Annotated in this window: 13 protein-coding genes; 8 read left to right on the forward strand and 5 right to left on the reverse strand. The window is 70.8% G+C overall.

The annotated features are described in order from the left end of the window. Window positions 1-74: 74 nt before the first annotated feature. The 5 genes from BJ998_RS28545 (at window position 75) to BJ998_RS28565 (ending at window position 6881) form a co-directional block, all read left to right on the forward strand. Window positions 75-1796 carry a DEAD/DEAH box helicase gene (locus tag BJ998_RS28545; RefSeq protein ID WP_184866449.1) on the forward strand — a complete coding sequence of 574 codons (1722 nt, stop codon included), beginning with the start codon at window positions 75-77 and terminating at the stop codon, window positions 1794-1796. 362 nt (window positions 1797-2158) lie between these two features. Continuing rightward, a complete protein-coding gene (locus BJ998_RS28550) occupies window positions 2159-3286 on the forward strand; it encodes a sugar ABC transporter substrate-binding protein (protein WP_184866450.1) in 1128 nt (375 codons plus the stop codon). A 134-nt stretch (window positions 3287-3420) separates the two neighbouring features. Further along, window positions 3421-4194: an ATP-binding cassette domain-containing protein gene (locus BJ998_RS28555; RefSeq protein ID WP_184866451.1), complete on the forward strand. Its 774-nt coding sequence runs from the start codon at window positions 3421-3423 to the stop codon at window positions 4192-4194. 20 nt (window positions 4195-4214) lie between these two features. Next, entirely contained in the window at window positions 4215-5681 is a 1467-nt protein-coding gene (locus tag BJ998_RS28560; protein ID WP_184866452.1) for a sugar ABC transporter permease, read from the forward strand. A gap of 30 nt (window positions 5682-5711) precedes the next feature. Next, complete coding sequence (locus BJ998_RS28565; protein WP_184866453.1) at window positions 5712-6881, forward strand: ROK family protein; 1170 nt, start codon at window positions 5712-5714, stop codon at window positions 6879-6881. Between the two features lie 132 nt (window positions 6882-7013). Here the strand turns inward: BJ998_RS28565 and BJ998_RS28570 are convergent, their stop codons facing one another. The 3 genes from BJ998_RS28570 to ppgK form a co-directional block, all read right to left on the reverse strand. Next, complete coding sequence (locus BJ998_RS28570; protein WP_116174272.1) at window positions 7014-7193, reverse strand: DUF7455 domain-containing protein; 180 nt, start codon at window positions 7191-7193, stop codon at window positions 7014-7016. Window positions 7194-7905: 712 nt separating this feature from the next. Next, complete coding sequence (locus tag BJ998_RS28575; RefSeq protein WP_376775925.1) at window positions 7906-9270, reverse strand: RNA polymerase sigma factor; 1365 nt, start codon at window positions 9268-9270, stop codon at window positions 7906-7908. Window positions 9271-9468: 198 nt separating this feature from the next. Continuing rightward, window positions 9469-10230 carry a polyphosphate--glucose phosphotransferase gene (ppgK, locus tag BJ998_RS28580; protein ID WP_184866454.1) on the reverse strand — a complete coding sequence of 254 codons (762 nt, stop codon included), beginning with the start codon at window positions 10228-10230 and terminating at the stop codon, window positions 9469-9471. Window positions 10231-10327: 97 nt separating this feature from the next. Between ppgK and BJ998_RS28585 the strand changes: the two genes are divergently transcribed. Next, on the forward strand, window positions 10328-11143 hold the full coding sequence (locus BJ998_RS28585) for an inositol monophosphatase family protein (protein WP_312890378.1): 816 nt from the start codon (window positions 10328-10330) through the stop codon (window positions 11141-11143). A gap of 226 nt (window positions 11144-11369) precedes the next feature. On the opposite strand, the gene cei is transcribed toward BJ998_RS28585, so the two are convergent. Continuing rightward, window positions 11370-12080 (reverse strand): envelope integrity protein Cei, encoded by a 711-nt coding sequence (cei, locus tag BJ998_RS28590; protein WP_184866456.1) that lies wholly within the window; start codon window positions 12078-12080, stop codon window positions 11370-11372. 513 nt (window positions 12081-12593) lie between these two features. Between cei and BJ998_RS28595 the strand changes: the two genes are divergently transcribed. Next, entirely contained in the window at window positions 12594-12893 is a 300-nt protein-coding gene (locus BJ998_RS28595; protein ID WP_116173883.1) for a DUF4193 domain-containing protein, read from the forward strand. A gap of 70 nt (window positions 12894-12963) precedes the next feature. Here BJ998_RS28595 and BJ998_RS28600 read toward each other — a convergent pair whose 3' ends face one another. Further along, a complete protein-coding gene (locus BJ998_RS28600; RefSeq protein ID WP_312890379.1) occupies window positions 12964-13434 on the reverse strand; it encodes a DUF3093 domain-containing protein in 471 nt (156 codons plus the stop codon). Between the two features lie 24 nt (window positions 13435-13458). On the opposite strand from BJ998_RS28600, the gene dut reads away from it, so the two are divergent. Then, window positions 13459-13953 (forward strand): dUTP diphosphatase, encoded by a 495-nt coding sequence (dut, locus tag BJ998_RS28605; protein WP_184866457.1) that lies wholly within the window; start codon window positions 13459-13461, stop codon window positions 13951-13953. Window position 13954 lies beyond the last annotated feature (1 nt).

Consider the following 13954-nt stretch of genomic DNA (forward strand, 5'->3'; position numbering starts at 1 on the left):
CCCTCAGGGAACCCCACCGTGAGGGCATTCGCACGTCATCGGCCGGTTGTCGCAGCTAGGGAGGGTGAACGGAGTTGACGGACACCCTCAACCCCACGACAACCGCCGCACGACCGCTCCGGGCCTGGCAGCGCCGCGCGCTGACCAAGTACCTGACCACCAAGCCGCAGGACTTCCTCGCGGTCGCCACCCCTGGCGCCGGCAAGACCACCTTCGGCCTGCGGGTGGCCGCCGAGCTGCTGGCCGACCGCACGGTCGAGCGTGTCACCATCGTCACGCCGACCGAGCACCTCAAGCACCAGTGGGCGAAGTCGGCCGCCGAGGCGGGCATCGCGATCGACTCGAACTTCCGCAACGGCGCCGGCCAGACCTCGAACGACTACAACGGCGTCGCCGTCACCTACGCCCAGGTCGCGGCCCATCCGACGCTGCACCGCGTGCGCACGGAGAACCGCAAGACGCTGGTGATCCTGGACGAGGTCCACCACGGCGGCGACGCGAAGTCCTGGGGTGACGCGATCCGCGAGGCGTTCACGCCGGCGGTGCGCCGGCTGGCGCTGACCGGCACCCCGTTCCGCAGCGACGACAGCCCGATCCCGTTCGTCAACTACGAGCCCGACGGCGCCGGCCAGATGCGCAGCCGCGCGGATCACTCGTACGGGTACGCCGACGCGCTGCGCGACGGCGTGGTCCGGCCGGTGTTGTTCCTGGCCTACTCGGGCGAGGCGAGCTGGCGGACCGGCGCGGGCGAGGAATTCACCGCCCGACTGGGTGAACCGCTGACGCAGGAGCAGACCGCCCGGGCCTGGCGCACCGCGCTCGATCCGACCGGCGAGTGGATGCCGTCCGTGATCAGCGCCGCCGACCAGCGGCTGAACCAGGTACGCCAGTCCATCCCGGACGCCGGCGCGATGGTGCTGGCCTCGGACCAGGAGTCGGCCAAGGCGTACGCGGCGATCATCACGCAGCTCACCGGCGAGGAGCCGACGGTCGTCCTCTCCGACGACCCCAAGGCCACCGGCCGGATCGCCGAGTACTCGGCGGGCCAGGCCCGCTGGCTGGTCGCGGTCCGGATGGTGAGTGAGGGCGTCGACGTGCCGCGGCTGGCCGTCGGTGTGTACGCGACCAGCTCGTCCACGCCGCTGTTCTTCGCGCAGGCGATCGGCCGCTTCGTGCGGTCCCGGCGCCCCGGCGAGACGGCCAGTGTGTTCCTGCCGAGCGTCCCCGTGCTGCTGCAGCTGGCGGCCGAGCTGGAGGCGGAGCGCGACCATGTGCTCGGCAAGCCGCACCGCGAGAAGGACGGCTGGGACGACGAACTCCTGAAGGACGCCAACCGCACCAAGGACGAGGACGGCGAGGAGGAGAAGGGCTACACCTCGCTGGGCGCCTCGGCCGAGCTGGACCAGCTGATCTTCGACGGGAACTCGTTCGGCACCGCGGCCATGGTCGGCACCGCCGAGGAGCAGGACTATCTGGGCCTGCCCGGCCTGCTGGAGCCCGATCAGGTGCGTACGCTGCTGCGGCAGCGGCAGGCCAAGCAGCTGGCCGACGTGTCGGCGCGCAAGGCCGCCGAGCCGGAGCCGGCGCCGCAGCCCGCGCGCCCCCGTACCACCCAGGAGCGGCTGGCCGAGCTGCGGCGCGAGCTGAACACGCTGGTGTCGATGCACCACCACCGCACCAAGAAGCCGCACGGCAAGATCCACAGCGAGCTGCGCGCCTACTGCGGCGGCCCGCCCACGGCGATGGCCTCGGTCGAGCAGCTCGAGGAGCGCATCGCCACGCTGCGTTCGTGGTGACTCCGGGTTCGTGGTGACACCCGGACGAGGCCGCACGGCCGAATGGCCGCAGGGCTGTTGGTAGCGCTCTCATACCTCTCCGTGACGCCGCCGGTAAACCTTCCGGCGCAGGCCCGGCGGCCAACCGTGCAGGTACTGCGCGGCAACTCCCCCCGTTTTAGTCACAACGCGTAGTTGGCGGGGGGCCTTTCGGTGTAGCGGCGGCCTCCCGGTTACCGGGTCGTTGCCGCATCGTGTCGCCAGAATCGAACTTAACCGCTTCAGCCACCTTCCCGACCGTGCCTCGGGGGCATATGTTCTGCGCCACAACATTTTCGCGGGCTCCTCGAAGTGACCCGCGCCACGATGAAGGGAACAGCCGGATGCGGAGCAGAACTCTCGCCGTGCTCGCCGCGAGCACCGGGCTCGCGCTGGCGGTCACCGCGTGTGGAGCCAACAGCAGCAGCGGCAGCGGCGGCTCCGGCTCGTCGGGTAGCAACACGGCCGGCAGCGGCGCCAAGGTCGGCGTCATCCTGCCGGAGACCGCGTCGTCCGCCCGCTGGGAGGGCTTCGACCACCCGCTGCTGGAGAAGGCGCTCAAGGCCAAGGGCTTCGACCCGATCATCCAGAACGCGCAGGGTGACGACCAGAAGGTCTCGCAGCTCGCCGACCAGATGCTCAGCCAGGGCGTCAAGGTGCTGATCCTGGCCTCGACCACCGGTGACGTGGGCGCCGCGGTCGAGAAGAAGGCCGAGGCCCAGGGCGTGCCGGTCATCGACTACGACCGCCTCAACGCCGGTGGCAGCGCCGCCTACTACGTCTCGTTCGACAACGTGAAGGTCGGCACGCTGCAGGGGCAGGGGCTCGCGGACGCGCTCAAGGGCAAGCCGGCCGGCGCGCAGGTCATCGAGATCGAGGGCGCGCCGACCGACAACAACGCGACGCTGTTCAACCAGGGCCAGCAGCAGGTGCTCAAGCCGCTGTACGACAACGGCACCCTGAAGAAGGTCAACAGCCAGTTCATCGACAAGTGGGACAACCAGACCGGTGGCCAGGTCTTCGAGCAGTTCCTGACCGCCAACGGCGGTCACGTGGACGGCGTGCTCGCGGCCAACGACGGTCTGGCCGGCGCGGTCATCACCGTGCTGAAGAAGAACAACCTCAACGGCAAGGTCCCGGTCACCGGCCAGGACGCCACCGCGGACGGCCTCAAGGCCATCCTGCGCGGCGACCAGTACATGACCGTGTTCAAGCCGATCGACAAGGAGGCGAACGCCGCCGCCGATCTGGCCGCCGCCCTGATCAACAACAGCAAGGCGGACGCGGACAAGGTCGCCAACCAGAAGGTCACCGACCCGAAGACCAAGCGTGAGGTCGCCTCCCTGCTGCTCGACCCGCAGTCGATCACCAAGGACACCGTCAAGGACGTCATCGCGGCCGGCGCCGTGCCCAAGGGCGACGTCTGCACCGGCGACGTGGCCCCGCTCTGCGCGTCCGCGGGCATCAACTGACCCGCTGACGGCCGCATCCTAGGCCGCCGCCGCGGCTGGTCCGGACCCCCGACCCGGGCCGGCCGCGGCGGCTTCCCATGCCCACCACCCCGCCGCCACCGGGGCGGGCGCAGACAGTCTGGAGAACACCCCCCATGACCGAGCCGATCCTCGAACTGCGCGGGATCAACAAGAGCTTCGGGCCCGTCCACGTGCTGCACGACGTGGACCTCGTGATCCGCCCCGGAGAGGTGACCGCGCTCGTCGGCGACAACGGCGCCGGCAAGTCCACGGTGGTCAAGTGCATCGCGGGCATCCACCCCATCGACTCCGGCGAGGTGCTGTTCAACGGCGAGCCGGTGCACGTGAACGGCCCGCGGGACGCGGCCGCGCTGGGCATCGAGGTCGTCTACCAGGACCTCGCGCTGTGCGACAACCTCGACATCGTCCAGAACATGTTCCTCGGCCGCGAGCGCGGCAACTACGGCATGCTCGACGAGTCCGACATGGAGCAGGCGGCCCGCGAGACCCTCGCGTCGCTGTCGGTGCGCACGGTCAAGTCGGTGCGCACCCTGGTCGCGTCGCTGTCCGGCGGCCAGCGGCAGACCGTGGCCATCGCCAAGGCCGTGCTGTGGGACAGCAAGGTCGTCCTGCTGGACGAGCCGACCGCCGCGCTGGGCGTGGCGCAGACCCGCCAGGTGCTCGACCTGGTGCGCCGGCTGGCCGACCAGGGCCTGGGCGTGGTCCTGATCAGCCACAACATGAACGACGTCTTCGAGGTCGCGGACACCATCTCGACGCTGTACCTGGGCCGGATGGTCGCCCAGCTGCCGGCCAAGGACCTGACCAACACCCAGGTCGTCGAGCTGATCACCGCCGGCCGGTCCGGCGACATCGGCCTGGCCAAGCCCGAAGTCGCCACGGTCTGAACTGCAAGGGATCGCTTCCAATGACTGACACACCTGCCGCCGCCCCGCCGTCGGACCCCAAGCCGAGTGAGAAGCCGGCGGCGAACAAGCAGGACGCCGCCATCGCCGACTTCGGCATCGACACCACCAGCCGCTCCACCGGCCAGGCGCTGCGCGACTACGTCGACCGCGTCCGCGGCGGCGAGCTCGGCTCGCTGCCGGCGCTGGCCGGCCTGATCGTGCTGCTGATCGTGTTCACCGCCGTGTCCAGCACGTTCCTCACCCTGAACAACCTCGCCAACCTGCTCGCGCAGAGCGCCGGCGTCACCATCATCGCGATGGGCCTGGTGTTCGTGCTGCTGCTCGGCGAGATCGACCTGTCCGCCGGCACCGCGTCCGGTGTGGCCGCCGCCGTGATGGCGCTGCACCTGGTCAAGGGCGGCAATCTGCTGTCCGGCATGGGCGACGTCGTCTTCTACGCGTTCATCATCGGCGGCCTGATCGCCGTCGCGGTCTCGGTGTGGCAGCGCATCTGGCCCGGCGCCGTGCTGTCCGCCGTCGCGGTGCTGCTGCTCCTGCTCGGCGTGCCGCCGAACCCGTGGCTGGAGATGCTGCTGGCGGTCTGCGTCGGCACGGTCATCGGCTGCCTCACCGGCGTGCTCATCTCCAAGATCGGCATCCCGTCCTTCGTCGTGACCCTGGCGCTGTTCCTGGCCTGGGGCGGCGTGGTGCTGAAGCTGATCGGTGACGGCGGCACGCTGTCCATCAGCAACGACCCGGTGCTGTTCGGCGTGGCCAACAACAACCTGAGCACCGTCGGCAGCTGGATCCTGTTCCTGATCTTCGCGGGCGGCTACGCGCTCGTGGTGCTCTACCGGCACTTCGGCCGGGTCCGCCGCGGCCTCGTGGCCCAGCCGACGACGCTCGTACTGATCAAGGTCGGAGCGGTCGTCGTGCTCGGCGCGGTGGCCACCTACCTGCTCACGCTCAACCGCTCGCCCAACCCGGACCGGGTCACCATCGCCGGCGTGCCCTACGTGGTGCCGATCATCCTGGTGCTGCTCGTGGTGGGCACGTTCGTGCTGGACCGGACCAAGTACGGCCGGCACATCTACGCCGTCGGCGGCAGCGCCGAGGCGGCCCGCCGCGCCGGCATCAACGTGCCCAAGATCCGGATGAGCGTGTTCGTGATCGCCTCCACGGTCTCCGCGGTCGGCGCCATCGTGTACTCGTCCAAGGTCGGCTCCGTCGACCCGAACGCCGGTGGCGGCAACACGCTGCTGTTCGCCGTCGGCGCCGCGGTTATCGGCGGCACGTCGCTGTTCGGCGGCAAGGGCCGGCTGTCCAACGCCATCATCGGTGGCTTCGTGATCGCGATCGTCAGCAACGGCCTTGGCCTGCTCGGCCAGCCCGCGGCCGTGGTCAGCATCGTCACCGGCGTGGTGCTGCTGCTGGCCGCCAGCGTCGACGCGCTGTCGCGGCGGCGGGCCAAGGCGACCGGTCACTAGCAGTCCCGCAGGGGCACGAGGGGGTGTGCGGTGAGCGGTCCGCCAACCGCGGGTACACGTCCCGACGAGGTCCGCAGGCACAACCGGACCGCCCTGCTGCGCAGGCTGCACGTCGGTGGCCCGTGCACCAGGGCGGAACTGGCCGCCGAGCTGGGGCTGAACCGCAGCACGATCAAGGCGCTGGTCGACGGCCTGGCCGACGCCGGGGTGGTGGTCGAGCAGGTCTCGGCCAAGCGCACCGGCGCCGGCCGGCCGTCGCTGCTGGTGCTGCCGCAGCCGCGGTCGCTGTGGGTGCTCGCCGTCGACGTCGGCGTCGAGCAGACCACCGTGGCGGCCGTCGGCTTCGGCGGCGAGGTGCTCGGCACCCGGGGCTGGACGCTGCCGCGCGGCACCGGGTCGCCGGACGACCTGCTGGCCAAGATCGGTACCGCCTGCCGGCGGCTGGCCGAGCGGATCGGCTCCGAGCCGGTCGGGGTCGGCGTGTCCGTGCCGGGTGTCGTGCGGCGGGACGGTTTTGTGCACGAGGCGCCCAACCTGCACTGGGAGGGCGTGCCGGTGGGGGAGCGCCTGGCCGCCGCGCTGCACCGGCCCGTGCTGGTCGGCAACGACGCCGAGCTGGGGGCGCTCGCCGAGCACACCCGCGGCGTCGCGACCGAGGCCGCCGACATGGTGTTCGTCTCGGTCGACGTCGGTGTCGGCGGCGGGGTCATCTCCGAGCGGGCCGCCTTACGCGGCAGCGGCGGCTACGTCGGCGAACTCGGGCACATGGTCGTGCGACCCGGCGGCCGGCCCTGCTACTGCGGGTGCCAGGGCTGCTGGGAGACCGAAATCGGCGAGGACGCCCTGTGCCGGGCGCTCGGCCTGCCCGAGGGCTCGCCGCGCGAGGCCGTCGTCGGCGAGCTCCGGGCGCTGGCCGGTGAGCCGCAGGCGGCGCTGAGCCGGCTGCGGGAGTTCACCGACTGGCTGGGACTCGGGCTGATCAACGTGGTCAACCTGCTCGGGCCGCAGCTGGTCGTGCTCGGCGACCTGCTGGCCGCGCTGCCCGACGCGGTCGTCGACGAGGCCGCCGAGACCGTGCGGGAGCGCAGCCTGGTCAGCCGGGCCGTCGGCGGCATCCGGATCGTGGCGTCCCCGCTGGGCAAGGAAGCCAAGATCATCGGCGCCGCCGAGCTGGCCTTCCAGCAGGCCCTGGCCGGCTGACCGAGCCCGGCCGGGCGGCTCCCGGCCGGGCGGTTCTCGGCCTGCTGACTTCTCGTTGGGGTAGCGAAGGGGCGCGGGCCCACACCTGGCCCGCGCCCCTTGATCGCTTTGGATTTTTCGGTCTGCCCCGTCTCAGCCCTGCTGGATCTCCGCCGAGAGCTCACGCAGCTTGGCGCTGTGCTCACGGGCGTGGTGGCCGCAGAAGAGGAGCTCGCCTCCGGACGGGAGAATGGCGCGTACCTGAGCGGCCGCGCCGCACCGGTCGCAGCGGTCGACAGCGGTCAGCTCGGGGCGGGTGAGCAAGGTCGTCATGGAAATCTCCCTCCGTCCCGGCACCGGTGCTCCGGTGCCTACTACAGCTGCGACCACAACGCTCCGGGGCCTGGCGCCCGGTCGCGCGGTGTTCGCTGCCATCACTGTTGCAGACGTTCGGCGCCTCGCTGGTGTTCCCCACCGTAGTGGCGACTCCCGTCACGTGAGATGTACCCGGATGCAGCAAGCCACACTCCGTGACATCGCACTCCTGTCGATGGTCCGGTGCCCGGGCCCTCCACAGGTGCCGAGTCGGTTACGGTTTGTCGTCGGATCGGGTCCGAGATGACGCACCGCAACGAACTCAGTGACTCAAGCTACGTCAGCGAACCACGACCGGGTTCGTATCACCACCCCTGTTGTGGGATGAGTCACATTACGGAGCGTGATATTCGCTTCTGGCGAACAGCCCCCCGGAGCCCGGTTTCGGCCCCGGTGAGTGTCCGGGAGCCCCGCGGCCGGTTTCCTCCTCGCCGCGCGTGACACGGCGTCCCACGGGCCAACTGGGGGCCACGAACGACCGTCCGCGAGGTGAACGCCCGACCTCCAGTGGATCACCGGCCCCGAAAGACGGCGGCGGTGGCGACCCGAGAACCACGGCCCCTCGCCCGGTCGGGGGAGGGGGCAGAAGCGGTCCCGGCTTCCAGCCGAAAACGACGACTGCCCTGTCCGGCCAGAAGCCGGACAGGGCAGTCGTGTCGAACCGGGGCCGTCAGTCCAGGTAGTCGCGCAGCACCTGCGACCGGGACGGGTGACGGAGCTTCGACATGGTCTTCGACTCGATCTGGCGGATCCGCTCCCGGGTCACGCCGTAGACCTGGCCGATCTCGTCCAGGGTCCGCGGCTGGCCGTCGGTGAGGCCGAAGCGCAGCCGCACCACGCCCGCCTCCCGCTCGGACAGGGTCGCCAGCACCGACTGGAGCTGGTCCTGCAGCAGCGTGAACGACACGGCGTCGACCGCGACGACGGCCTCGGAGTCCTCGATGAAGTCGCCGAGCTGGCTGTCGCCCTCGTCGCCGATGGTCTGGTCCAGCGAGATCGGCTCCCGGGCGTACTGCTGGATCTCCAGCACCTTCTCCGGGGTGATGTCCATCTCCTTGGCCAGCTCCTCCGGCGTCGGCTCGCGGCCGAGGTCCTGGAGCAGCTCGCGCTGGATGCGGCCGAGCTTGTTGATGACCTCCACCATGTGCACCGGGATACGGATGGTGCGGGCCTGGTCGGCCATGGCTCGGGTGATCGCCTGCCGGATCCACCAGGTGGCGTACGTGGAGAACTTGTAGCCCTTGGTGTAGTCGAACTTCTCGACCGCGCGGATCAGGCCCAGGTTGCCCTCCTGGATCAGGTCCAGGAACGCCATGCCGCGGCCGGTGTAGCGCTTGGCCAGCGACACCACCAGGCGGAGGTTGGCCTCGAGCAGGTGGTTCTTGGCCCGCTCGCCGTCACGCACGATCCAGCGCAGGTCCCGGCGCAGCTGCGGGGGCAGCTTCTCGGTCTCGTCCTCGGCCTTGCGCACGCGCTCGGCGGCGTAGAGCCCGGCCTCGATCCGCTTGGCCAGCTCCACCTCCTCCTCGGCGTTGAGCAGGGCGACCTTGCCGATCTGCTTGAGGTAGGCGCGGACGGAGTCGGCCGACGCGGTCAGCTCGGCGTCCTTGCGCGCCTGCCGCAGCGCCTCGGACTCCTCCTCGTCCCAGACGAAGTCGGAGCTGTCCTTGGTCTCCTCCTCGTCGGGCTCCTCGACGACGTCCTCGACGACAACGTCCTCGAGGTCGGCCGCGTCGAGCTCGACCTCGCCCTCGAGGTCCTCCGGCTCCTCGCCGTCGCCGGCCTTCTTGGCCTTGGCCGGCGCGGCCTTGCCGGTCGCTGTCTTCTTGGCCGCGGCGGCGCGGGGGCCGGCCGGCTTCTTGGCCGCTGTCTTCGCGGCGCCGGTCTTGGCCGCACCACGCCCCGGGGTGGCCTTCACGGCCTCCTCGGCGTCGACCGGCTGCTGTGCCTTCGCGGCGGCGCTCGCGGGGGTGGCGGAGCGTCGGGTTGCGGTTTCTGCGGCTGCCACGTACGCCCTTTCGCGACGGTCCTTCACGGCAGACCGAAGGGCGCGAACCTCGGCCGCCAGGGGGTTTCGGGGGAGCACCCGGCGGTTGCTGACCGTGGGCGCTGTTCCATTGTAACGACGACGGCCGTGTCGCGTTGCCGCCACACGGCCGTCGTCGGGCCCTTTTCCCGTGTTCCCGCAGGTAGATCGCCGGAACACGATTCGGTCAGATTTTTCGGGGTACCACTAGTGGCCGATTCCGTGGGCGGCCGCGGCGGCCGCGCCGACGATGCCGGCGTCGTTCTTCAGCGCGGCGGCGACCACCGGGGTCCGCACCTTGAGCAGCGGCAGCCACTTGTCGGCCTTCTTGCTGACGCCGCCGCCGGCGATCACCAGGTCCGGCCAGATCAGGTCCTCGAGCGTGCGGAGGTACTTGCTGACCCGGTGGGTCCACTCCTCCCACGACAGGTCCTTGTCCTCCTTCACCGACGCCGCGGCGCGCTTCTCCGCGTCGTGCCCGTCCACCTCCAGGTGGCCGAACTCGGTGTTGGGCACCAGCTTGCCGTCGAGGAACACGGCGCTGCCGATGCCGGTGCCGAAGGTCAGCAGCACGACGACGCCCGACTTGTCCCGGCCGGCGCCGTAGCGGAGCTCGGCCATGCCGGCCGCGTCGGCGTCGTTGAGCACGACGACCTCGCCGGGCTGCCGGCCGAGCCGGCGGGCGAACAGGGCCGCCGCGTCGGTGTCCACCCAGCCCTTGTCCACGTTCGCGGCGGTCAGCGCGACGCCGCGCTTGACGACGCAGGGCAGCGTGACCCCGACGGGGCCGGTCCACCCGAACTTCTCCACGATCTCGGCGACCACGTCGGCCACCGCGTCCGGGGTGGACGGCTGCGGCGTGACGATGCGCAGGCGCTCGCCGTCCAGTTCGCCGGTCTCCAGGTCGACAAGTCCGCCCTTGATGCCGGATCCACCGATGTCGATCCCGAACCCGCGGGTTGTGCCCATCCGTCGGACCCTTCCTACTCGATTCAGTCCGCTGTCAGTCCTCGACCCTGCGCGCGGGTCTTCGGGAGTGTGCGCAGACCCTAACGTGTGTGGTTCGGTGGACAACGTGCTAGCCGCTGAATCCGAGGAACTCGTCAGGATCGCTGTCACCGTCGCGACGGAAGCCGCCGAGCTGGTCCGCAACGCCCGTAGCCACGCTGTCACCCAGGTGGACACCAAGTCCAGCGAAACTGACGTGGTGACGGCCGCGGATCGCGCGTCCGAACAACTGGTCCGCGACCGTTTGGCGCAACTGCGCCCGGGCGAGCCGGTGCTCGGCGAGGAGGAGGGCGGCGCGACCTCGCTGGACGGCCTGGTCTGGGTGGTGGACCCGATCGACGGCACCGTCAACTACCTCTACGGCCTGCCCTGGTACGCCGTGTCGATCGCGGCCCAGCTGGACGGGGTGTCGGTGGCCGGCGTGGTCGTCGAACCGGTGTCCGGCCGGGTCTGGACCGCGACCCGGGGCGGCGGTTCCTTCCTCGACGGCCAGCCGCTGCGCGCGGCGGCGACCACCCGGCTGGAATTGTCGCTACTGGGGACCGGATTCTCGTACGACCACGCCCGGCGGCTGCGGCAGGCCGAGGCGGTCAACCGGATGCTGGGCAAGGTGCGGGACATCCGCCGTTGCGGCGCCGCCTCGCTCGACCTGTGCGCCGTCGCGGCGGGCTGGGAGGACGCCTACGTCGAGCACGGTCTGCACCGCTGGGACTGGGCCGCCGGCGGCCTCATCGCCGAGGAAGCGGGCGCGGTCGTCCGGTTCCCCGGCGGCGCGGACGACGGGTTGGGCGAGGAGGCGACGTTCGCCGCCGCCCCGGGCATCGCCGAGCAGTTGCGAGCCGCCCTCGTGGAGAGCGGCTTCGGCAAGGTGTAGCCGACCCGACTCCGCCGTTCGCCAGCCCTCAGACCGCTCGACCCCGCCCCTGCTTCGCCTGGTCGCTGGTTTTCGCGAGGCCCCGCCGATGCTTCGCCCGGTTGGCGTATTTCGGCCGCCGCCACCCAACGCGCCCACCCACCCAAGCCGATGCGGCGGGCGAAATACGGCAAGGGCGAGGCATCGGCTTAAAAGGGGCCGAGCCCCGCGCGGAACGCGCGGCAAACTAACAGTGCACAGCGCGGGCGGCGTTGATCAGGTCGGCGCTGACCGGCGGCTGGCCGGTCGGCTGGGCCAGCTGGCCGCCCTGGGCGGGCGGCTGGCTCTTGGCCCACGCGGCCAGCTCCTGCAGCACCTGCTTGGCGCTGGAGTTGACCTTGAACTCGTCGAACTTCTTGCCCACGGCCAGGTCGACGGTGCCGTCCTGGCGGTCGTCGCGCACGAGTTCGGCGCACGGCTCGACGATGCTCAGCGTGCGGGCGCCGGCGGCGCCGTTGGGGCCGAACCGGATCTGGGCCCGGCAGTTCATGTCGCCGGCCAGGTAGATCGGGTCGTTGGCCGGGTCGCCCGCGCTGGCGAAGCCGGCGCTGAGCACCGCGGAGTTCACGATCGAGGCCTGGTTGCGGGTTTCGCTGGCGTTGTAGACGCGGACCTGCACCTGGGCGGGGGGCGCGGGCGGCGTCTTGTCCAGCGCGTCGTGCCCGAGCACGGTGCCCAGCTTGGGCGCGGGTGTGGCGGGTGGCGTCGCGCCGGCCGGCAGCGGGCCGGGGGCGTTGCAGTGCACGGCGGCGTCCACGTCGTCGGTGGTGTTGATGACCTTGATCCAGACGAAGCCCGCGACGACGGCCAGAATGGCGAACAGGACCAGGGCTGGCCATGGCCGCCGCTTCCGGTATAGCGGCTTCCCCTTCCGGCTCACCCCGACTGGCGCAGTCACGTCCCCGCCCTCCTCGACCCCGACCGACGCGACGCGTCGTGACTGGTGAATACCCCTGTGCCCGGACCGTCGCCTGTGATCAGCCTAGGCGTTACCGCCGACCGGCGTCGGTCGGCACCGCCGTCCGTGTCCGGTCCGTGTCCCATCGCCGACCGCGGTCGCGCCCCGCGATCGGCCGTGCGCGTAGTGTCAACCCCGCTCGCGCGGAATCGCATCACGCCGCGGCCGCCGCGGCAAGGGGTTTCCCGGCCGAATTCCCTCGTAATCGCCGCCGATCCCACCAGCTAGGACCTCGGATGGGTGAGTGTGTGCGTGGAGTCTTGCGCGGTGGGCTATCATCCTCGCGCTCCGAGCCACTGTGGGTGCGGCTGGAATCGACTGACGATCACTGGATGGCAGCCGGCGGCGAGCGAGACCTCCGTCACTTCCGACGGCGGGCACAAATTGAGGCCCTGGAGCGTTGACCAGCGGCACGAACACAGTCTGAATTGTGACTGCAGGGGTGAAAGAAGTATGGCGACCGACTACGACGCTCCGCGCCGGAGCCAGGACGACGACCTGGCCGAGGACTCCCTCGAGGAGTTGAAGGCGCGGCGCAACGAGACGCAGTCCGGCGTGGTCGACGTCGACGTGGATGCACCGGATGAGAACTTCGAGCTGCCAGGCGCCGACCTGTCGAACGAGGAACTTACCGTCAAGGTGCTGCCGAAGCAGGCTGACGAGTTCACCTGTTCCAGCTGTTTCCTGGTGCACCACCGGAGTCGACTGGCCGAGGAGCACAACGGGCAGTTGATCTGCCGGGACTGCGCCTGAGCGAACGTGACCGGACGGCGTGCGGGAACCACCCGGCGCCGGTCGGCGCGGCACTCGGGCGTTCTGGGGGTCAGTTGTGCAAGATGGCGGCCAGCTTGTCCGCGTTGCGGACGCTGAACAGCCAGTACGGGGTCGGATCCTGCGGGTCGTTGAGGTAGACCCGGAGGACCGGCCCGACCCAGCCGCGGTGCGACACGAACGCGGCCGGATCCAGGTCCGGGCCGAGCGCCTTGCGCTTGGCCTTGGCCGGGATCACCTCGACCTCGTCGATGAAGCGCAGCGGCACGTGGGCGTCGCCCACCCACAGCTCGTCGTCGACGACCTTCACGGTGGCGCGGCCCAGCCACAGCATCACGCCGACCACGAGCGGGATCGTGATCAGGTACGGCAGCCACGCGCGCACGCCCGGGTAGCCCATGTGCACCTCGGCGGCCATCAACACGGCCGCGACGACCGGCAGCGGCCAGCCCCACCACGGCACGTACAGCCGCTCGGCGAACACCGGCTTGGTCTTTGCCACCGCACTCACGCTCTCGGTCACGGGACCAGGGTAGTGTCACGCGCCGTGCCCAGCGTGCAGGTCCTCCTCTCCCGAATCGATCCCGACGTCCCGGTGCCGTCCTACGCGACCGCGAACGACGCGGGCGTCGATCTCGTGACGACCTCGGACGTCGTCATCGAGCCCGGCGAGCGCGCCGTCGTCGGCACGGGTGTGGCGATCGCGCTGCCGGTCGGTTACGCCGGCTTCGTGCACCCCCGCTCGGGCCTGGCCGCCCGGGTCGGCCTGTCCGTGGTGAACACGCCCGGCACCATCGACGCCGGCTACCGCGGCGAGATCCGGGTGTGCCTGATCAACCACGACCTCCGCGAGCCGATCAAGCTGACCCGGGGCGACCGGATCGCGCAGCTGGTCGTGCAGCGCGTCGAGCACGTGGTCTTCGAGGAGGTCGCCGAGCTGCCCGACTCCGAGCGCGGCACCGGCGGCTACGGATCCACCGGCGGGCACGCGGTGCTCGCGGCCGCGGCGGGCGCCGGGGCCGAGCAGGGGACGAAGGAGTAGC

The organism is Kutzneria kofuensis, assembly GCF_014203355.1.
In the GTDB taxonomy this organism is placed as follows: Bacteria; Actinomycetota; Actinomycetes; order Mycobacteriales; family Pseudonocardiaceae; genus Kutzneria; species Kutzneria kofuensis.

Excerpts from the sequence above, each read along its gene's own strand:
- BJ998_RS28595 (WP_116173883.1), top strand. The coding sequence starts at position 12,594 with ATGGCGACCGACTACGACGCTCCGCGCCGGAGCCAGGACGACGACCTG.
- BJ998_RS28550 (WP_184866450.1), top strand. The coding sequence starts at position 2,159 with ATGCGGAGCAGAACTCTCGCCGTGCTCGCCGCGAGCACCGGGCTCGCG.
- BJ998_RS28555 (WP_184866451.1), top strand. The coding sequence starts at position 3,421 with ATGACCGAGCCGATCCTCGAACTGCGCGGGATCAACAAGAGCTTCGGG.
- ppgK (WP_184866454.1), bottom strand. The coding sequence starts at position 10,230 with ATGGGCACAACCCGCGGGTTCGGGATCGACATCGGTGGATCCGGCATC.
- BJ998_RS28570 (WP_116174272.1), bottom strand. The coding sequence starts at position 7,193 with ATGACGACCTTGCTCACCCGCCCCGAGCTGACCGCTGTCGACCGCTGC.
- BJ998_RS28560 (WP_184866452.1), top strand. The coding sequence starts at position 4,215 with ATGACTGACACACCTGCCGCCGCCCCGCCGTCGGACCCCAAGCCGAGT.